We start from the raw sequence: 19,928 nt of genomic DNA, 5'->3' as shown, positions 1-19,928 counted from the left end.
ACCATAGGGCTGAAAGCGTAGCTTGTTTTTTTAGTGTTTTAAAAATTAAAGACTAAAAATAACAATTAATGTCATGCTTCAAAAAGACATCTTGGTATTCAAATAAGTCTTCGGGGTGCAAGGCCTTGACATCTTCCATGGCATACTTTCGGCCGAGTAATTTGTATTTATTTTCGCCAAATTGATGGAAAGGAAGCAGCTGGACTTGATCGATGGATAGTTCATTAAACAGGGTCGCAAACTGCTCCGCATCTTCTAAAGAGTCGTTAAAATCTGGAATGACAGGAATGCGCAGAACAATCGTCTTTTGATGAGTGAAGGCGTAGTGGATATTCTGAACAATTAATTCGTTTTTTACTCCAGTCACCTTGCGGTGGTGGACAGAGTTATAGTGTTTCAGATCGGTATAGATGAAATCAACGTACTGGATGAGATCCACGAATTTTTCATGTTCTACAAAGGCAGTTGTTTCGATAGCAGTATGAATCCCTTTTTCCTTAGCGGCTTTGAGAATGGCCTTGGCAAATTCAAACTGGGCGAAAATCTCTCCGCCAGATAAGGTCAGGCCACCGCCAGATTCTTCATAAAAATCTCTGTCCTTTAGGACTTCGTTGATAATCTCCTCGACACTTCTTTCCTCCCCCATAGTGATGCTTTTTTTGGTAGTGGCATCCAGCATAGGCTCGGGTCTGAATTGCTGTGATTCTGGGTTAGAGCACCAAGGGCAGCGCAGAGGACAGCCCTTGAGGAAAACCGTTGTACGAATCCCTGGTCCATCATGAATACTGAAATGTTGGATGTTGAAAATAATTCCTTTTGTTGTTTCCATACTCAGGCCTCCTTTGGATACAATCATTATAACTTATTTTAGAAAGAAAAACAATTACGAATGAAAGTTATTTTTATTTTATTTTTAAGACGTCTTTTGTTACAATAATAGCAGAGGTGATAGAATGGAACGTTTAGATGAAATTGTTAAATTAGTATCTGAATTTGAACGAATCGATGTCAATACTTTGTCTGACCGCTTAAAAGTGTCCAAAGTAACGATTCGCAAAGACTTGGATAAGCTGGAAACCAAAGGTCTGTTGCGCAGAGAGCATGGCTATGCTGTTTTAAATAGCGGCGATGATCTGAATGTCAGGCTTTCCTTTCATTATGATACCAAGCGCCGGATTGCTCAGGAAGCAGCAAAAATCGTTCAGGATAATGAAACCATTATGATCGAATCAGGCTCGACCTGTGCCTTACTAGCTGAGGAAATCTGCCGAACGAAGAAGAATGTCAAGATTATTACCAATTCTTATTTTATTGCGGATTATATAAAACAAACTGATTCTTGTAAAATTATCTTACTGGGCGGAGAATTTCAGAAAGATTCTCAAGTGACAGTAGGGCCTCTTCTCAAGGAAATGATCCGCTTTTTTCACGTAGAACATGCTTTTGTCGGAACAGATGGCTATGATGAAAATCTAGGCTTTACAGGCAAGGATCTGATGCGGAGTGAGGTTGTGCAGTATATGTCAGAGGCATCTGACCAGATGATTGTCTTGACGGACTCAAGCAAGTTTACCAGAAAAGGAATAGTTAAGAGATTCGGCTTCAAGCAGATTGCCCAAGTGGTGACTGACAAGGCGATTCCTAAAGAGGCTGTTGAGCGCTTGAAAGCTGCCGATATCAAGCTGACTCTGATCTAGCAGAGAAGGAGATAAGATGAAAAATGAAAGAAAAAAACTATTGGCAAAAATTGCTTATCTCTACTATATCGAAGAAAGAAGCCAGTCTGACATTGCGGCTGAGACAGGGATTTATCGCACCACCATTAGCCGAATGCTGGCAGAAGCTAAAAAAGAGGGCATTGTAAAGATTGAGATTGAAGACTTTGATACCCGCTTGTTCCATTTGGAAAACTATGTAAAAGAAAAATATGGGCTCAAGGGAATCGAAATTGTCAGTAATTTAGTGGATGAATCTCCAGCAGACCTGGAAGAGAGGTTGGCTCAAGCTGCTGCAGGTATGCTACGCAGCCTTATTAAAGACAATGATAAAGTGGGATTTTCTTGGGGCAAGAGCTTGAGCCTTTTAGTAGAGCACTCCAGCAGCAAGCATTTGACAAATGTCCATTTCTTTCCTTTGGCAGGTGGTCCCAGTCATATCCATGCACGTTACCATGTGAATACGCTCATCTATAGTATGGCTGGAAAATACCATGGGGACTGCCGTTTTATAAATTCCACGATTATTCAGGAAGATGAGCAGCTGACAAATGGAATTTTAGCTTCTAAATATTTTGAAGATCTAAAAAGCAGCTGGCAGGAGCTGGATGTGGCTGTGGTTGGTATTGGAGGGCAGGTTGACACGGGAAATCGCCAATGGCTGGACATGCTGACCTCAGAGGATTTTCTTGCTCTAGAGAGTCAGGATGCTGTCGGAGAAATCTGCTGTCGCTTCTTTAATAAAAAAGGGGAGATGGTCTACCAGCATTTGCAAAATCGAACGATTGCTATCTCTTTGGAAAATTTGAAAAAGGTGCAGCTTAGTCTAGCCTTTGCCTATGGCAGTCAAAAATCTGCTGCTATCTTAGCGGTGTTGCGAGCTGGCTATGTCAATCATTTAGTTACGGATGAAGCGACTATTTTGAAAATGCTAGACTTGGATGGAGATAGGAGTTCCTTCACTTCTTGATGTCAGTGGAATCTCAGGTGCAAGAGATTTTCAAGACGGAATTTAGGGATTCTATTTTTTAATAGTGGATTAGCGGCTATGTATGGAGGTGGATTGTTGATTTGAAAAAGCCTATGAAACAAAAATTGACTAGTTTAGCCACAGGGGAGCTAGTCGCTGTGCTAGTATTTTGGATAAATTTTTTCCTGCTAAAAAAATGGATTTTTACTACTGGAGCTTTGATTTCTATTTCTTTCTCCTTGTTTGTACTGAGTTTTATTCTGATACAGGGCTCTGTTTTCTGGTGGATTTTGATAAAAAGGATTTCCAATCCAGGATTTGCTGAAATATATACAGGCAAAATTTACAAGATACTAAAGATTTTAGACCTTATTTTACTGGGTGTGGGAGCCCTGATAATTATTTTAAATTACAGTGAACTTTGCACAGGCATAATCTCTTTAGCAATTTGTTTTTTTGCTGTCATCGAGTGGATTAATTATTTTAAATTGCAATTATCCTACAGTCTGAATCCTGCTGTTTTATTGAAATACATCTTCCATAGGAAATTGCGGAAAAGTAAAATAGCAAAGGAAATTGAGAAAGCTGTTTAAAAAGATAAGTTTCGGTTTCTTAAAATAGCATATATGAGGAAGTAGAAGCAAGTAGCTGCTGCTTCTTTTTTTGTGTCGAATCTGCTTATCGCTCGTATCTAATAGAGTGCCTTTGATTCGCAGATGAATACAGCTGTATAGGAGTTGTTTTTTGTGGAGGCTCCTTTTTGCACAAATGTGCTAAAAAATTTAAATTAGCTATTTTGTTCTATAATGTATTGACGGACTGAGCTAAAGGTGATACATTCTAGTTACAAACAAAAATAAATCACTTTCAAACAAAAGAACAGGTTTTTGTTAATTATAAAGATAGGAGCGGTTGTAACATATGGAAATGATTGTAGCAGATCAAATTATCATGGGCCTTATCTTAGACGCTGGTGATGCCAAGCAGCATATTTATCAGGCTTTATCACTAGCTAAAGATGGTAAGTTTTCAGAATGCGATGAGCAGATTAAGCTTGCAGATAAGGCGCTGTTAGAGGCTCATAACTTGCAGACCAAGTTCCTAGCTCAGGAAGCTGGAGGAACGAAAACAGAGATTACAGCGCTGTTTGTTCATTCTCAAGATCATTTGATGACTAGCATTACAGAGATTAACCTCATCAAAGAAATCATCGACTTGAGAAGAGAATTACAAGGGAAAAAATGAATCATCAGGAGGATGAAAAGATGGTTAAGATTGGTTTGTTCTGCGCGGCAGGTTTTTCAACAGGAATGTTGGTCAACAATATGAAGATAGCTGCAGCTGAAAAAGGGCTGGAAGCTGAGATTGAAGCCTACTCTCAGGCTAAGCTGGCTGATTATGCAGCGGATCTGGATGTCGCTTTATTGGGCCCGCAGGTAGCCTATACACTAGACAAATCTACAGCTATTTGCGACAGCTGCCATACTCCGATTGCAGTTATTCCGATGGCTGATTACGGTATGCTAGATGGTAAAAAAGTGCTAAACCTCGCTTTTAGTTTGTTGGATAAACATTAAAATCAAGGAGCTTCGTCATGTCTAAAGTGGATACTCAAAAAATCATTGCGCCGATTATGAAATTTGTCAATATGCGCGGGATTATCGCCTTAAAAGACGGTATGTTGGCAATTTTGCCTCTTACAGTTGTGGGAAGTCTATTCTTGATTGTAGGGCAATTGCCGTTTGAAGGTCTAAATCAAGCCATTGCTGGTGTATTTGGAGCAGACTGGACTGAACCGTTTATGCAGGTTTATTCAGGAACCTTTGCCATTATGGGGCTGATTTCCTGTTTTTCAATTGGCTATTCTTATGCCAAGAACAGCGGTGTGGAGCCTCTGCCGGCAGGAGTGCTGTCTCTTTCTTCCTTCTTTATCCTTTTGAAATCCTCCTACATACCAGAAAAGGGTGAAGCGATTGGAGATGCGATTGCCAAGGTCTGGTTTGGCGGTCAAGGAATCATTGGGGCCATTCTCATTGGTTTGGCAGTTGGCAGTATCTATACGATTTTCATTCAAAAGCATATTGTCATCAAAATGCCAGAGCAGGTTCCTCAGGCGATTGCCAAGCAGTTTGAAGCCATGATTCCAGCTTTCGTTATTTTCTTGCTGTCAATGCTTGTTTATATTATTGCCAAGATAGCGACTGGTGGCGGTACCTTTATTGAGATGATTTACGATGTCATTCAGGTGCCTCTGCAAGGTCTGACAGGCTCTCTGTATGGAGCTATCGGTATTGCTTTCTTTATTTCTTTCTTATGGTGGTTCGGCGTTCACGGCCAGTCCGTTGTCAATGGTGTCGTAACAGCCTTGCTGCTGTCAAATCTGGATGCTAATAAGGCCCTGCTTGCTGCAGATAAGCTGTCTGTCAGTCAAGGTGCTCATATTGTGACCCAGCAATTTTTGGATAGCTTTCTTATCTTATCGGGCTCAGGTATTACTTTCGGAGTGGTCGTAGCCATGCTCTTTGCTGCCAAGTCTAAGCAGTATAAGGCTCTGGGGAAAGTTGCTGCTTTCCCGGCAATCTTTAATGTCAATGAGCCAGTTGTCTTTGGTTTTCCGATTGTGATGAATCCAGTTATGTTCCTGCCATTTGTTTTGGTACCGGTTCTGGCTGCTTTGATTGTCTACATGGCAATTGCGGTTGGCTTTATGCAACCATTCGCAGGTGTGACTTTGCCTTGGAGTACACCGGCTATCATTTCTGGCTTTATGGTCGCTGGCTGGCAAGGGGCAGTCATTCAAATTGTCATCCTAGCCATGTCCGCCTTTGTCTATTTCCCATTCGTGAAGTTTCAGGATAAGATTGCCTACAATAACGAATTGGAAAATGAAGAATAATCTGACTTTGATGAATATAAACACAAAAGTTTCTTGGCTCAGTTGGCACAAATGTGCAAAAAATCTTTAATTCTGTAATCGCCTATAAATGATTGAATTCTAGGATTTTGCATGTTACAATAGTTACGAAAGAAATAAATTAAATTTCATAAGAAAGGTCGTGACCAAATGATCCAAGTAAAAGAAGTAGAAAGAACAACAATAAAAACAGACTATTTTGGCAGCTTAACAGAGCGGATGAATAAATATCGGGAAGATGTTTTAAATAAAAAGCCCTATATTGACGCAGAGCGTGCTGTCCTAGCTACCAAGGCCTATGATGAGCATAAGGAAAAACCAAATGTGTTGAAACGTGCTTACATGCTCAAAGAGATTTTGGAAAATATGACGCTTTATATCGAAGATGAAACGATGATTGTCGGTAATCAGGCTTCATCTAATAAAGATGCGCCTATTTTCCCAGAGTATACTTTAGAGTTTGTACTCAATGAACTAGATCTTTTTGAGAAGCGGGACGGAGACGTCTTCTACATCACAGAGGAAACCAAAGAGCAGCTCCGCAGCATCGCTCCTTTCTGGGAAAACAATAACCTACGTGCTCGAGCAGGGGCTCTCCTTCCAGAAGAAGTTCAGGTTTATATGGAAACTGGCTTCTTTGGCATGGAAGGAAAGATGAACTCTGGGGACGCCCACTTGGCGGTTAACTATCAAAAACTCTTGGCTTATGGACTGAAAGGTTTTGAAGAAAAAGCTCGCGCAGCTAAGGAAGCCTTGGATTTGACCGATCCGGCTAGTCTTGACAAATACCACTTCTATGATTCCATTTTCATCGTAGTAGATGCTGTGAAAGCTTATGCAGAGCGTTTTGTGGCCTTGGCCAATCAGTTGGCAGAAAAAGCAGAGCCTAAGCGCCGTCAAGAGCTCTTAGAAATCGCTAGAATTTGTTCTAAAGTGCCGTACGAGCCAGCATCAACCTTTGCTGAAGCTGTTCAGTCTGTTTGGTTTATCCAGTGTATTCTTCAGATCGAGTCCAACGGACATTCACTCTCTTATGGACGCTTTGATCAGTACATGTATCCTTATGTCAAGGCAGATTTGGAAGCTGGTCGTGAGACAGAGGCTAGCATTGTAGAACGCTTAACCAATCTCTGGATTAAGACGATTACCATTAATAAAGTCCGCAGCCAGGCCCATACATTCTCATCAGCGGGTAGCCCGCTTTATCAAAATGTGACAATCGGTGGCCAAACGAGAGATAAGAGAGATGCAGTCAACCCACTTTCCTACCTTGTCTTGAAATCTGTAGCTCAAACTCATCTTCCTCAGCCGAATCTGACCGTTCGCTATCATGCAGGCCTAGATGCTCGCTTTATGAATGAGTGTATCGAAGTCATGAAGCTTGGTTTCGGTATGCCAGCCTTCAATAATGATGAAATCATCATTCCGTCCTTTATCGCAAAAGGCGTTTTAGAAGAAGATGCTTACGACTACAGTGCTATCGGCTGTGTGGAAACTGCTGTGCCTGGTAAATGGGGCTACCGTTGTACAGGTATGAGCTACATGAACTTCCCTAAGGTGCTCCTCATCACTATGAACGATGGAATTGATCCAGCATCTGGCAAGCGCTTTGCGCCAAGCTTCGGTCACTTTAAAGACATGAAGAGCTTTGCTGAGCTGCAAACGGCTTGGGACAAGACCTTGCGTCATTTGACCCGCATGAGTGTCATCGTGGAAAATTCTATCGACCTGTCTCTCGAAAGAGAAGTACCGGATATCCTCTGCTCAGCTTTGACAGATGATTGTATCGGACGCGGTAAGCATTTGAAAGAGGGCGGAGCTGTCTATGACTATATTTCTGGTCTTCAAGTCGGTATTGCCAATCTATCAGACTCATTGGCGGCCGTCAAGAAGCTAGTCTTTGAAGAAGGCAGGTTGACTCCGGCTGAACTCTGGCATGCACTTGAAACGGACTATGCAGGTGAGCGTGGTAAAGAAATTCAAGAGATGCTGATTCATGATGCACCAAAATATGGTAATGATGATGATTACGCAGATAAGCTAGTGACAGATGCTTACGATATTTATGTGGATGAAATCGCTAAATATCCAAATACCCGCTATGGCCGCGGTCCAATTGGCGGTATCCGCTACTCTGGAACATCTTCTATTTCAGCAAATGTAGGTCAAGGTCGCGGTACCTTGGCGACACCAGATGGCCGCAATGCTGGAACACCGCTCGCTGAAGGCTGCTCTCCATCCCACAATATGGACAAGAACGGCCCGACCTCTGTATTAAAATCTGTTTCCAAATTGCCGACAGATGAAATCGTAGGAGGCGTTCTGCTCAATCAAAAAGTGAATCCTCAAACCCTGTCTAAGGAAGAAGATAAAGTGAAACTAATTGCCTTGCTTCGTACATTCTTTAACCGTCTGCATGGCTATCATATCCAATACAATGTCGTTTCTCGGGAAACCTTGATTGATGCTCAGAAGCATCCTGAAAAACACCGCGATTTGATTGTTCGCGTTGCAGGCTACTCTGCTTTCTTCAATGTGCTTTCCAAGGCGACGCAAGATGATATTATCGGACGTACGGAGCACACGTTGTAAAAGAGGTCCAATTTATGGAATTCATGCTTGATACCTTAAATTTAGAGGAGATAAAAAAATGGTCGGAAGTCCTCCCCTTGGCGGGAGTGACTTCTAATCCGACCATCGCAAAAAAAGAAGGGAAAATAGATTTCTTCGAACGGATTCGCGCTGTTCGGGAAATCATAGGAGAAGGTCCATCTATCCATGTGCAGGTTGTTGCTAAAGATTATGAGGGCATCTTGAAGGATGCCGCTGAAATTCGAAAAAAATGCGGTGATGCTGTCTATATTAAAGTTCCGGTCACACCGGCTGGGCTGGCAGCTATCAAAACTCTCAAAGCAGAAGGCTACAAGATTACAGCGACAGCCATTTATACGACCTTTCAAGGTCTATTAGCTATTGAAGCGGGGGCTGACTATCTTGCTCCTTACTATAACCGCATGGAAAATCTCAATATTGATTCAGATGCTGTGATTAGCCGGCTAGCTCAGGCAATTGAGCGGGATCATTCCGCCAGCAAAATATTGGCAGCTTCCTTTAAGAATGTTGACCAAATCAATCGTGCTTTTGCTGATGGGGCCCAAGCCATTACAGCAGGACCAGATATCTTTGCAGCAGCTTTTGCCATGCCGTCTATCTCTAAGGCAGTGGATGACTTTGCTGCTGACTGGTCAGCAATTCACAATCAGGAATACATTTAAACATATATAATGCTCTATCTATAAAAAAGAAAGAGGTGTTCTATGAGAATTTTTGCAAGCCCGTCTCGTTATATTCAGGGAGAAAATGCCCTGTTTGAAAATGCAAAACAGATTCTTCAATTAGGAAGCCATCCAGTCTTGCTTTGTGATGATGTAGTTTACCAGATTATTGGGGAAAAATTCAATGACTACCTTACTCGTTATGGTTTTCATGTGCTGCATGTCGCTTTTAACGGAGAAGCTTCAGATGCTGAAATTGATCGGGTCGTTGCTCTGGCTGAAAAAGACGGAGCAGACTTGGTTATTGGTCTAGGCGGTGGGAAAACGATTGACAGTGCGAAGGCGATTGCAGACATACTAGGTCGTCCCGTAGTCATTGCGCCAACCATTGCCTCTACGGATGCCCCAACTTCAGCACTTTCTGTTATCTATACAGAAGATGGCGCCTTTGAAAAATACATTTTCTATAGTAAAAACCCAGAACTTGTCTTGGTGGATACGAAAGTGATTGCTGGAGCGCCAAAACGGCTTTTGGCTTCTGGGATTGCAGATGGTTTAGCGACTTGGGTAGAAGCGCGTGCTGTCCAGCAGAAAAATGGCACTACCATGCTGGGACAAAGACAGAGCTTAGCTGGTGTAGCAATTGCGAAGAAGTGTGAAGAAACACTGTTTGCAGATGGCCTGCAGGCTATCGCAGCCTGTGAAGCAAAAGTTGTGACCCCAGCTCTGGAAAATATCATTGAAGCCAATACCCTTCTCAGCGGCGTCGGCTTTGAGAGCGGAGGTTTAGCAGCAGCCCATGCCATCCACAATGGCTTTACAGCTCTCACAGGCGATATTCATCACCTGACCCACGGTGAAAAAGTTGCCTATGGAACCTTGACCCAACTCTTCTTAGAAAACAGACCTAAAGAAGAATTGGAAAAATATATTCGCTTCTATCAAAAGATTGGTATGCCGACCACTCTGAAAGAAATGCATTTGGAAAATGCTAGTTATGAAGATTTGCTCAAAGTTGGTCAGCAAGCGACGATTGAGGGCGAAACCATCCATCAGATGCCATTTGAGATTTCAGCTTCTGACATTGCAGGTGCCATCCTAGCAGTCGACCAATATGTCAGAGGTTTGGATAAATAAAAGCAAAATATAAAACAAGCCACCTTTCGACCGCAGGGATGACAATGTGGCTTTTTTTGGTGGAGAGCTCCCTTGTCTGATGTGTCTGGCAGTCATGAAATTCCGTCTTTCAAAATCCCTTGAAAATGGTATAATAGAAACAGTACAAAAAATGGAGAAAAGAATGGCTTATTATAATCACAAAGAAATCGAGCCCAAGTGGCAGAAATATTGGGCGGAGCACCATACATTTAAGACAGGTACGGACAAAGGGAAGCCTAACTTTTATGCGCTGGATATGTTTCCTTACCCATCAGGAGCGGGGCTCCATGTAGGGCATCCGGAGGGCTACACGGCGACAGATATCCTCAGCCGCTACAAGCGGGCTCAGGGCTATAACGTTCTTCATCCTATGGGCTGGGATGCCTTTGGTTTGCCAGCTGAGCAATATGCCATGGATACAGGAAATGATCCAGCTGACTTTACAGCAGAAAACATTGCCAACTTTAAGCGTCAAATCAATGCTTTGGGCTTTTCCTATGACTGGGACCGGGAGGTCAATACAACTGACCCTAACTACTACAAGTGGACCCAGTGGATTTTTACCAAGCTTTACGAAAAAGGCCTGGCTTATGAAGCTGAAGTGCCAGTAAACTGGGTTGAAGAGCTGGGAACGGCTATCGCTAATGAGGAAGTTCTGCCAGACGGCACATCTGAGCGCGGTGGCTATCCAGTCGTTCGTAAACCTATGCGTCAGTGGATGCTGAAAATCACAGCCTATGCAGAACGTTTGCTCAATGACTTGGAGGAGCTGGACTGGCCAGAGTCTATCAAGGATATGCAGCGCAACTGGATCGGCAAGTCAACTGGTGCCAATGTAACCTTCAAGATTAAGGACACAGACAAGGACTTCACCGTCTTTACGACTCGTCCGGACACCCTTTTTGGTGCGACCTATGCTGTTTTGGCTCCAGAGCATGCTCTCGTTGATGCCATTACAAGTGCAGAACAAGCCCAAGCAGTTGCAGACTACAAACATGCAGCTAGCCTTAAATCCGACCTGGCTCGGACTGATTTGGCTAAGGAGAAGACTGGTGTCTGGACAGGAGCTTATGCCATCAATCCTGTCAATGGCAAGGAAATCCCAATCTGGATTGCCGACTATGTGCTTGCAAGCTACGGAACAGGTGCCATCATGGCTGTTCCTGCGCATGACGAGCGCGACTGGGAGTTTGCTAAGCAGTTTGATTTAGAGATTATTCCGGTTCTAGAGGGTGGCAATGTTGCTGAAGCTGCTTACACAGAAGACGGTCCGCATATTAACTCTGGCTTCCTAGATGGCTTGGACAAGGCTGGCGCGATTGACAAGATGGTAGCTTGGCTGGAAGCAGAAGGTGTCGGAAATGAAAAAGTCACCTATCGCCTGCGCGACTGGCTCTTTAGCCGTCAACGCTACTGGGGGGAGCCGATTCCAATTATTCATTGGGAAGATGGGACTTCAACGGCTGTTCCTGAAAATGAACTTCCACTTGTCTTGCCTGTAACCAAGGATATCCGTCCTTCTGGTACTGGTGAAAGCCCTCTGGCCAATCTGACTGACTGGCTGGAAGTGACTCGGGAAGATGGTGTCAAAGGACGCCGCGAAACCAACACCATGCCTCAATGGGCTGGTTCCAGCTGGTATTACCTGCGTTACATTGATCCCCACAACAATGAGAAATTAGCAGACGAAGACTTGCTCAAGGCTTGGCTTCCAGTTGACATTTATATCGGTGGCGCAGAGCACGCTGTACTCCACCTCCTCTATGCCCGCTTCTGGCACAAGTTCCTCTATGATATCGGAGTGGTTCCGACCAAAGAGCCTTTCCAAAAACTCTTTAACCAAGGAATGATTCTGGGGACTAGCTACCGTGACAGCCGTGGTGCTTTAGTGGCGACAGACAAGGTGGAAAAACGAGATGGCTCTTTCTTCAACATCGAAACGGGAGAAGAACTGGAGCAAGCACCAGCCAAGATGTCTAAATCTCTGAAGAATGTGGTCAACCCAGACGATGTAGTAGAGCAGTATGGTGCCGATACGCTTCGTGTCTATGAAATGTTCATGGGGCCGCTGGATGCCTCCATCGCTTGGAGTGAAGAAGGTCTGGAAGGCAGCCGCAAGTTCTTGGATCGGGTTTATCGTCTCCTTAACTCTAAGGAGCTGGTTTCTGAAAATAGCGGAGCACTCGACAAGGCCTACCATGAAACAGTCAAGTCTGTCACAGAGCAGATTGAGGAGCTCAAGTTTAACACAGCCATTGCCCAGCTCATGATCTTTGTCAATGCAGCCAACAAGGAAGAAAAACTCTATGTCGAATACGCTAAAGGTTTCATTCAATTGCTTGCGCCTTTCGCACCGCACTTGGCTGAAGAACTCTGGCAGGCAGTAGCTCAAACTGGCAAGAGCATTTCCTACGTAGCTTGGCCAACTTATGATGAAAGCAAACTAGTCGAGGCAGAGGTCGAAATCGTAGTTCAAATCAAGGGTAAAGTCCGTGCTAAGTTAGTCGTAGCTAAGGACCTGAGCCGTGAGGAACTGCAGAAAATTGCCCTTGCAGATGAGAAAATTAAATCTGAAATCGCTGGCAAAGAAGTCGTGAAAGTGATTAGTGTGCCAAATAAACTAGTTAATATCGTGGTGAAATAATTAGTTTGTTACAGCATTATAGTGAATTTAGAGAGGAGTCGTTTAAAACGGCTCTTTTTTCAATGTCTTTCTTCTCTTAAATAGTAGAACTTTTCTCATTTTTCGATTTTCTCTTGTATTAGTTTTAGGTTTTATTTATAATCATTATAAATAAAAAGAAAGAGAAAATTTAAATAGTGGAAGAACATAAAATTGATACGAATTTTAGCGGTCGGCTGAATATCTTGCGGGCTGGGGTTTTAGGAGCTAATGACGGCATTATTTCCATAGCAGGTGTAGTTATTGGGGTGGCTAGTGCGACGGACGATGTCTGGATTATCTTTCTGTCTGGTTTGGCGGCAGTCTTTGCGGGCGCCTTTTCTATGGCTGGTGGAGAGTATGTTTCTGTTTCTACTCAAAAGGATACAGAAGAAGCTGCTGTTGCCAGAGAGCGAGAGCTTTTAGAGAAAAATCCGGATATTGCTAGGCAGTCTCTCTATGCTGCCTATGTTCAAAATGGCGAGTGTGAGACTTCTGCCCAGCTCATGACCAATCGGGCTTTTCTCCAAGATCCGTTGGAGGCTTTGGTAGAGGAAAAATATGGAATCGAGATTGAGGAGTTCACTAATCCCTGGCATGCTGCCGTATCAAGCTTTTTAGCCTTTGCTGTTGGTGCGCTTTTCCCTATGATTACCATTATCCTGCTTCCAGCCAGCGTCCGTATCTGGGCAACCGTTCTAATCGTGGCCTTGGCCCTTTTGGGAACAGGCTATACCAGCGCTAGATTGGGCAAAGCACCACTCAAAAATGCTATGATTCGCAACCTCATTATCGGTCTTTTAACCATGGCTGTTACCTATGCTGTAGGGCAGGCTTTTGCCATATAAGAATAAGAAAAATTGAAGTCAGTGCTTTTACTGACTTTTTGAGTTGTCAAATCTAGAGAAAAATCCAGCTTTAACTATTGTCTGAATGAGTTTAGCGCCCTTTTTCCTATTTTCTAATTCCAAAGTTCGAGAGAAAGAAGTGCGTGGCACTTCTTTTTTGTGAAAATTTTCCTTATATCAAGAAAACTTTTGGGAAATATGATATAATAGTTGCGTATAAAATATGAAAAGGAGTTTTTGTAACATGGCAAAACTTACTGTTAAAGACGTTGATTTGAAAGGTAAAAAAGTCCTCGTTCGTGTAGACTTTAATGTACCATTGAAAGATGGAGTGATTACGAATGACAACCGTATCACTGCAGCTCTTCCAACTATTAAATACATCATTGAGCAAGGCGGTCGTGCAATTCTCTTCTCTCACCTTGGACGTGTCAAAGAAGAAGCAGACAAAGAAGGTAAATCACTTGCACCAGTAGCTGCAGACTTGGCTGCTAAACTTGGTCAAGACGTTGTTTTCCCAGGTGTCACTCGTGGCGCTGAATTGGAAGCAGCTATCAATGCTCTTGAAGATGGACAAGTTCTTTTGGTTGAAAACACTCGTTTTGAAGATGTGGACGGCAAGAAAGAATCTAAAAACGATCCAGAACTTGGTAAATACTGGGCATCTCTTGGAGACGGTATCTTTGTAAATGATGCATTCGGTACAGCTCACCGCGCACACGCATCTAACGTAGGTATCTCAGCAAACGTTGAAAAAGCAGTTGCTGGCTTCCTTCTTGAAAACGAAATTGCTTATATCCAAGAAGCGGTTGAAACTCCAGAACGTCCATTCGTAGCCATTCTTGGTGGTTCAAAAGTATCTGACAAGATCGGTGTTATCGAAAACTTGCTTGAAAAAGCTGATAAAGTCCTTATCGGTGGTGGTATGACTTACACATTCTACAAAGCGCAAGGTATCGAAATCGGTAACTCACTTGTAGAAGAAGACAAATTGGATGTTGCGAAAGCTCTTCTTGAAAAAGCAAACGGCAAATTGATCTTGCCAGTTGACTCTAAAGAAGCAAACGCATTTGCTGACTACACTGAAGTGAAAGACACTGAAGGTGAAGCAGTGGATCCAGGCTTCCTTGGTTTGGATATCGGTCCTAAATCTATTGCTAAATTTGATGAAGCGTTGACTGGTGCGAAAACTGTTGTCTGGAATGGCCCTATGGGTGTATTTGAAAACCCAGACTTCCAAGCTGGTACAATCGGTGTTATGGACGCTATCGTGAAACAACCTGGCGTAAAATCAATCATCGGTGGTGGTGACTCAGCTGCCGCAGCCATCAACCTTGGCCGTGCAGACAAGTTCTCATGGATTTCTACTGGTGGTGGAGCATCAATGGAACTCCTTGAAGGTAAAGTATTACCAGGACTTGCAGCACTGACTGAGAAATAAGCAGTAAACCTAGAATATTTAATATTCTATAAAACTATAATAAGAGAAGGACTAGTAAAGACTGGTCCTTTCTTTTTTACGTAAAATCTGTGGAACAGAGAGGGAAGAGAAAACCAAAAATAGACATTATGCAATCAATGTCCAAAAAACAAAAAAGGTAAATAAACTGAGGAAAAAATGCTTGCAAAACGAGGGAAAACTTGATAGGATAAAGGTATATATTCTGATGCTTACAGAGAGTCAAAATGAGAATGGAGCTTCCAGTAGGAGGTTTCAATTATTTTTTGATTTTCGGAGGGCTTGGGATAACTGCAGACTGTAAAAGTTAGCAGGGGGAGGAGAAAAATGAAGAAAAAAGAAGTTTTTGGTTTTCGGAAAAACAAGGCTGTTAAAACTTTATGCGGTGCTGTTCTAGGTGCGGCTTTTTTAACGTCAACGATGCAAGTAAGAGCAGATGAAGTGGTATCTGATACCAATAGTCCTGTCAATACTGAAATGGTAGGTACTGGAAATGCAGCGACTAATCTGCCTCAAGCTCAAGGGCCAGCCAGTCAGGCATCTCAAGAGAGTCAGGCCCAAGCAGGTCAGGCAGATGGCGGTGTGACAGTGACTGTTCCAACAGCTGGTTTAGATGAAAGCGTCAAAAAGGCTCAAGAAGCTGGGCTGACAGTGGTCAAAGACCCAGCTGTTGACAATGGAGTAGCCCAGACTGCTCAAGAAACAGCAGACAAAAAAGCGGAGATTGCAGCGGATTATGAAGCGCAAGTAACCGAGATTGATGCCAAGGTCAAGGAGTACAAAGAAAAAGTATCAGCCTACGAGGCAGAAGTAGCTCGGATTACAGCAGAAAACAAAGCGACAGCGGAGCAATATGCTAAAGATTTGGCTGCTCATCAAGCAGAAGTAGCTCGGATCACAGCAGAAAATGCTCAGCTGAAAGCAGATTATGAAGTAGCACTGAGCAAGTACAAAACAGATTTAGCAGCGGTTCAAAAGACCAACGCAGATAATGCGGCAGCTTACCAAGCGGCAAAAGCGGCCTATGATGCAGAGTTGGCCCGTGTCCAAAAACTGAATGCCGAAACAAAGGCTAATTATGATGCGGCTATGGCGGCTTATGCAAGTGAGCTTGATCGTGTTCAGAAGGCGAATGCGGCGGCTAAGGCCCGGTATGAAAAAGCTTTAGCGGATACTCAAGCTGCCAATGCTAAGATTGCTGCTGATAATGAAGCTATTAAACAGAGGAATGCGGCTGCAAAAGAGGCCTACGAGGCAGCACTTGCCCAATATCAAACAGATTTAGCAACTGTCCGAAAGACGAATGCTGATAATGAAGCGGCATATCAAACTGCTCAGGCGAATTATCAGGCAGAATTGGCCCGTATCCAAAAGGAAAATCAAGATAAAAAAGCTCAATATGAAGCAGATTTAGCAGCTTATGAAGCTAAAAAGGCTCAAGTTGAAGCTGAAAATGCGGCAGCTCAAAAAGAATATGAGCAAAAGCTAGCAGAGAACCAAGCTAAGAATGCCACTATAGCAGCTGAAAATGAAGAAATCAAGAAGCGTAATGTTCAAGCCCAAGCAAACTATCAAGCTCAGTTGGCCCAGTATAATGCTGATTTGGCTGTCTATAACACAAAATTAGCCAAGTATCAGCAAGATAAGGCTAAATATGATGCTGAACAGGCCAAGATTAAGGCTGGACTGGCTATCGCAGAAGCAAAGAAGACTGAAGACGGGCATCTGAGCCGTCCAATTGCGCAAAGTCTGGTTTTCAAATCAGAACCTAATGCTGATCTGTCACTGACTACAACTGGTGAGTTCGTCAGCTATGCTGGCATGGAAGCCGCTGTGAAGAATACTGCAGAGTTTTCTAAGAAACTCTTCCAGTTGGACAACTTCAAAGTAACAGACATTCAAAATGCCAACTATCAGACCAACCAGCAGGAAAGTTTTGGTACAGTTGGCAAGTATGCAGACTATAGTTCTAACGTAACAAGCGGTAAAGGGCCGACTGAATGGTCTTCTGTTTTGTTGAGTCGCGGTCAGTCTGCAACAGCAACCTATACAAATCTTCAGGGAACTTATTATCGAGGGAAAAAAGTTTCTAAAATCGTTTATACTTATACTCTTGATCCAAGCTCTCAATTCCGCAATGATAAGGCTTGGTTAGGTATTTTTAAAGACCCGACAATGGGAGTTTTTGCTTCCGCTTATACAGGAAATTTTGAAGATGCAACCTCTCTCTTTGTGAAGACGGAATTTGTCTTTTATGATGATAAAGGCCAACCTATTAATTTTGATCAGGCTTTGATGTCCGTGGCTTCCCTCAACCGTGAAGCTAACTCTATCGAAATGGCCAAAGATTATACAGGAACTTTCAACAAGATTTCGGGTTCATCTATTGGTGAAAAGAACGGCCAAATCTATGCGACTGAGTCTGAAAACTTCAAAAAAGGAGTTGGCGGATCTCGCTTTACCATGTATAAGAATGCTCAGCCAGACTCAGGCTGGGACACTACAGATGCTCCTAACTCATGGTATGGGGCAGGAGCGGTGGAAATTTCTGGTACAACCAACAGCATGACGATTGGAACGATTTCCTCTTCTGAAGTGTTAGGCCAGCCAGAAGCTACTGATCCACGTAGGGCTGACAAACTAGCTCCTAAGAAACCAAATATTTGGTTTGCGATTAATGGTGATGTTCGAGCGAATGATCTGCCAATCATCACAGTAGAAGAACCGGAAGCGCCCGTAGCTCCTACAGCTCCTGCAGTGCCAAGCGAAGAAGCGCTTAAGCCTTTGGATCCAGCTCCAACTACACCAACACCGAAGGCTCTTCCAACACCTCCGGCAGCACCGACTTATGAAAAAGATCCGACGCCACCGACGCGTACACCGGATACACCAGAGCCTAGTAAGCCATCTGAGCCAAGCTATGAAGTGGAAAAAACTGTTCGGCCAGCAGTGGTAGAACCGACCTATGAAAAGGAGCCAACACCTCCGGTAGCACCGACTTATGAGAAGGAGCCGGAAGCGCCAACACCTACACCAGATACACCAGAGCCTAATAAGCCGGTAGAACCAACTTATAGCCCGCTGCCAACCTTACCAGCAGCGCCTGTTTATCAAAAAGAGCCAGCAGCGCCCGTAGCTCCGACTGTGCATTATCATTATAATCTCTTGCAATCTCAACCGCAGATTAATAAAGAAATTCAAAATGACCAAGGCACCAATATTGATAAGACTCTTGTAGCTAAGCAGTCCGTCGTTCAGTTTGCCTTAAAGACAGAAGCTCTTCCAGCTGGACGCAGCGAGACGACTTCTTTTGTCATTGCTGATCCGTTGCCAAGTGGTTATGAAGTTGACTTAGAAGCAACGAAAGCTGCTAGTGCAGGTTTTGACGTCAGCTATGATAAGGCTAGTCACACAGTAACATTTAAGGCAACTGCAGCAACTCTAGCTACTTATAACGCTGATACGACCAAAGAAGTTACTACGCTCTTTCCAACAGTAGTCGGCCAAGTGCTCAACGATGGCGCGACTTATACCAATAATTTCACCCTTACAGTCAATGATGCCTATGGTGTCCGCTCAAACGTAGTACGCGTGACTACGCCAGGCAAGCCTGATGATTCAGATAATCCTAGCAATAATTACATCAAGCCAACCAAGGTCAATAAAAATAAGGCAGGATTGGTGATTGATGGTAAGGAAGTCTTGGCTGGTTCGACCAATTACTACGAGCTGACTTGGGATTTGGATCAGTATAAGGGTGACAAGTCATCTAAGAGCACGATTCAAAAAGGTTTCTACTATGTAGATGACTATCCGGAAGAAGCACTTGAACTTCGTCCGGAATTAGTCAAGCTAGTAGATGCGGATGGCAAAGCTGTGGCAGGCGTGACAGTGACCCACTACGAGAGCCTTGAAAAAGCCCCTGCAGCAGTTCGAGAGCTCCTTCAAAAGGCGAATATCACTGTTAAAGGTTCTTTCCAACTCTTTGCAGCAGACGATGCCCAAGCCTTTTATGACCAATATGTCGTAACAGGTAAGTCTTTGACGATAACAAACCCTATGGCTGTCAAAGAAGGAATGGGCCGCACAGGCGGTAAATTCGAGAACCGGGCTTATCAAATTGACTTTGGAAATGGTTATGCGACAGACGTAGTCGTGAACAATGTTCCTAAAATCAGTCCTGAAAAAGATGTTACCCTGAGTTTGGATCCGACAAGTGCAGAGAACTTGGATGGCAAGGAACTGACTTTGGGACGGCACCTTAACTACCGTCTCATCGGCGGCTTAATCCCTGCTAACCACTCTGAAGATTTGACAGACTATAGCTTTGTGGATGATTATGATCAACGAGGCGATGAGTACACGGGGGCTTACAAAACCTTTGCCAAAGTAGACATCACGCTCAAAGATGGTAAGGTGATAAAGGCTGGTACAGATTTGACTGAGTATACAGCTGCGAATATTGATCTTGAGAAAGGCTTGATTTCTATTCGTTTCAAGGAAGAATTCTTAGAGACTATTTCTCTGGATTCAGCTTTTCAGGCTGAAACCTATCTACAGATGAAGCGGATTGCTGCGGGTACTTTTGAAAATACCTACATCAATACCGTCAATCGTGTGGTCTATGCTTCAAATACAGTTACAACAGTCACTCCTAAGTCACAGCATCTGATTGTTTCGGATGTAAACGATCCGAGAAGAGCCAACCCAACTCCAGTGGCTAAAAAGATTCCTGTTTCTCTTCTGCCAGAAACGGGAGCCAAAGATACAGTCTATCTGCCATATTTAGGTTTAGCAGCCATTATTGGTGCTTTAGGTCTAGGAAAATTGAAAGGTAAAGAAGACTGATAATAGATGAGGCTAGGGATTCCCTAGCCTTTTTATCTTTAAAAGTACTGCAAAATCTCATGTAGCAAAAGTCTAAATC

The 19,928-nt window shown here is 43.4% G+C and carries 14 protein-coding genes; 13 read left to right on the top strand and 1 reads right to left on the bottom strand.

Features of this window, described 5'->3' with window-relative positions:
* Window positions 1-52: 52 nt before the first annotated feature.
* On the bottom strand, window positions 53-829 hold the full coding sequence (locus ELZ47_RS10325) for a glycyl-radical enzyme activating protein (protein WP_164549612.1): 777 nt from the start codon (window positions 827-829) through the stop codon (window positions 53-55).
* A gap of 124 nt (window positions 830-953) precedes the next feature.
* On the opposite strand from ELZ47_RS10325, the gene ELZ47_RS10320 reads away from it, so the two are divergent.
* The 13 genes from ELZ47_RS10320 to ELZ47_RS10260 all read left to right on the top strand — a co-directional run bounded on the left by ELZ47_RS10320 (window position 954) and on the right by ELZ47_RS10260 (window position 19,849).
* Window positions 954-1,697 (top strand): DeoR/GlpR family DNA-binding transcription regulator, encoded by a 744-nt coding sequence (locus ELZ47_RS10320; protein ID WP_002916109.1) that lies wholly within the window; start codon window positions 954-956, stop codon window positions 1,695-1,697.
* Between the two features lie 16 nt (window positions 1,698-1,713).
* On the top strand, window positions 1,714-2,685 hold the full coding sequence (locus ELZ47_RS10315; RefSeq protein WP_126435949.1) for a sugar-binding transcriptional regulator: 972 nt from the start codon (window positions 1,714-1,716) through the stop codon (window positions 2,683-2,685).
* Between the two features lie 101 nt (window positions 2,686-2,786).
* Window positions 2,787-3,278 carry a hypothetical protein gene (locus ELZ47_RS10310; RefSeq protein ID WP_197715323.1) on the top strand — a complete coding sequence of 164 codons (492 nt, stop codon included), beginning with the start codon at window positions 2,787-2,789 and terminating at the stop codon, window positions 3,276-3,278.
* A gap of 328 nt (window positions 3,279-3,606) precedes the next feature.
* Window positions 3,607-3,930 carry a PTS lactose/cellobiose transporter subunit IIA gene (locus ELZ47_RS10305; RefSeq protein ID WP_126435947.1) on the top strand — a complete coding sequence of 108 codons (324 nt, stop codon included), beginning with the start codon at window positions 3,607-3,609 and terminating at the stop codon, window positions 3,928-3,930.
* Between the two features lie 20 nt (window positions 3,931-3,950).
* On the top strand, window positions 3,951-4,262 hold the full coding sequence (locus ELZ47_RS10300; protein WP_126435946.1) for a PTS sugar transporter subunit IIB: 312 nt from the start codon (window positions 3,951-3,953) through the stop codon (window positions 4,260-4,262).
* Window positions 4,263-4,279: 17 nt separating this feature from the next.
* The gene (locus ELZ47_RS10295) at window positions 4,280-5,581 is read left to right on the top strand and encodes a PTS sugar transporter subunit IIC (RefSeq protein ID WP_126435945.1); all 1,302 of its coding nucleotides are present in this window, start codon (window positions 4,280-4,282) and stop codon (window positions 5,579-5,581) included.
* Window positions 5,582-5,749: 168 nt separating this feature from the next.
* Entirely contained in the window at window positions 5,750-8,191 is a 2,442-nt protein-coding gene (locus tag ELZ47_RS10290; RefSeq protein WP_126435944.1) for a glycyl radical protein, read from the top strand.
* Window positions 8,192-8,205: 14 nt separating this feature from the next.
* Window positions 8,206-8,874, top strand: coding sequence for a fructose-6-phosphate aldolase (locus tag ELZ47_RS10285; protein ID WP_126435943.1), 669 nt, complete (start codon window positions 8,206-8,208; stop codon window positions 8,872-8,874).
* Window positions 8,875-8,916: 42 nt separating this feature from the next.
* A complete protein-coding gene (locus tag ELZ47_RS10280; protein ID WP_125330846.1) occupies window positions 8,917-10,011 on the top strand; it encodes a glycerol dehydrogenase in 1,095 nt (364 codons plus the stop codon).
* A 163-nt stretch (window positions 10,012-10,174) separates the two neighbouring features.
* Window positions 10,175-12,676: a leucine--tRNA ligase gene (gene leuS / locus ELZ47_RS10275; protein ID WP_125330847.1), complete on the top strand. Its 2,502-nt coding sequence runs from the start codon at window positions 10,175-10,177 to the stop codon at window positions 12,674-12,676.
* Between the two features lie 176 nt (window positions 12,677-12,852).
* Entirely contained in the window at window positions 12,853-13,542 is a 690-nt protein-coding gene (locus ELZ47_RS10270) for a VIT1/CCC1 transporter family protein (protein ID WP_126435942.1), read from the top strand.
* 244 nt (window positions 13,543-13,786) lie between these two features.
* Window positions 13,787-14,983, top strand: a complete 1,197-nt coding sequence (locus ELZ47_RS10265) for a phosphoglycerate kinase (RefSeq protein WP_002910741.1) — start codon at window positions 13,787-13,789, stop codon at window positions 14,981-14,983.
* A gap of 345 nt (window positions 14,984-15,328) precedes the next feature.
* Window positions 15,329-19,849, top strand: coding sequence for an antigen I/II family LPXTG-anchored adhesin (locus ELZ47_RS10260; protein WP_126435941.1), 4,521 nt, complete (start codon window positions 15,329-15,331; stop codon window positions 19,847-19,849).
* The last annotated feature ends 79 nt before the right edge of the window (window positions 19,850-19,928 follow it).

It is taken from the genome of Streptococcus sanguinis (assembly GCF_900635155.1).
In the GTDB taxonomy this organism is placed as follows: Bacteria; Bacillota; Bacilli; order Lactobacillales; family Streptococcaceae; genus Streptococcus; species Streptococcus sanguinis_G.
Note: the sequence above shows the minus strand (reverse complement) of the source record. Positions and strands in the feature narration are given on the sequence as shown.

Bases quoted from the DNA above. Each gene is read 5' to 3' on its own strand.
- ELZ47_RS10290 (WP_126435944.1), top strand. From the start codon at position 5,750: ATGATCCAAGTAAAAGAAGTAGAAAGAACAACAATAAAAACAGACTAT.
- ELZ47_RS10315 (WP_126435949.1), top strand. From the start codon at position 1,714: ATGAAAAATGAAAGAAAAAAACTATTGGCAAAAATTGCTTATCTCTAC.
- ELZ47_RS10320 (WP_002916109.1), top strand. From the start codon at position 954: ATGGAACGTTTAGATGAAATTGTTAAATTAGTATCTGAATTTGAACGA.
- ELZ47_RS10280 (WP_125330846.1), top strand. From the start codon at position 8,917: ATGAGAATTTTTGCAAGCCCGTCTCGTTATATTCAGGGAGAAAATGCC.
- ELZ47_RS10265 (WP_002910741.1), top strand. From the start codon at position 13,787: ATGGCAAAACTTACTGTTAAAGACGTTGATTTGAAAGGTAAAAAAGTC.
- ELZ47_RS10260 (WP_126435941.1), top strand. From the start codon at position 15,329: ATGAAGAAAAAAGAAGTTTTTGGTTTTCGGAAAAACAAGGCTGTTAAA.
- ELZ47_RS10300 (WP_126435946.1), top strand. From the start codon at position 3,951: ATGGTTAAGATTGGTTTGTTCTGCGCGGCAGGTTTTTCAACAGGAATG.
- ELZ47_RS10305 (WP_126435947.1), top strand. From the start codon at position 3,607: ATGGAAATGATTGTAGCAGATCAAATTATCATGGGCCTTATCTTAGAC.
- ELZ47_RS10325 (WP_164549612.1), bottom strand. From the start codon at position 829: ATGGAAACAACAAAAGGAATTATTTTCAACATCCAACATTTCAGTATT.
- ELZ47_RS10285 (WP_126435943.1), top strand. From the start codon at position 8,206: ATGGAATTCATGCTTGATACCTTAAATTTAGAGGAGATAAAAAAATGG.
- ELZ47_RS10295 (WP_126435945.1), top strand. From the start codon at position 4,280: ATGTCTAAAGTGGATACTCAAAAAATCATTGCGCCGATTATGAAATTT.
- leuS (WP_125330847.1), top strand. From the start codon at position 10,175: ATGGCTTATTATAATCACAAAGAAATCGAGCCCAAGTGGCAGAAATAT.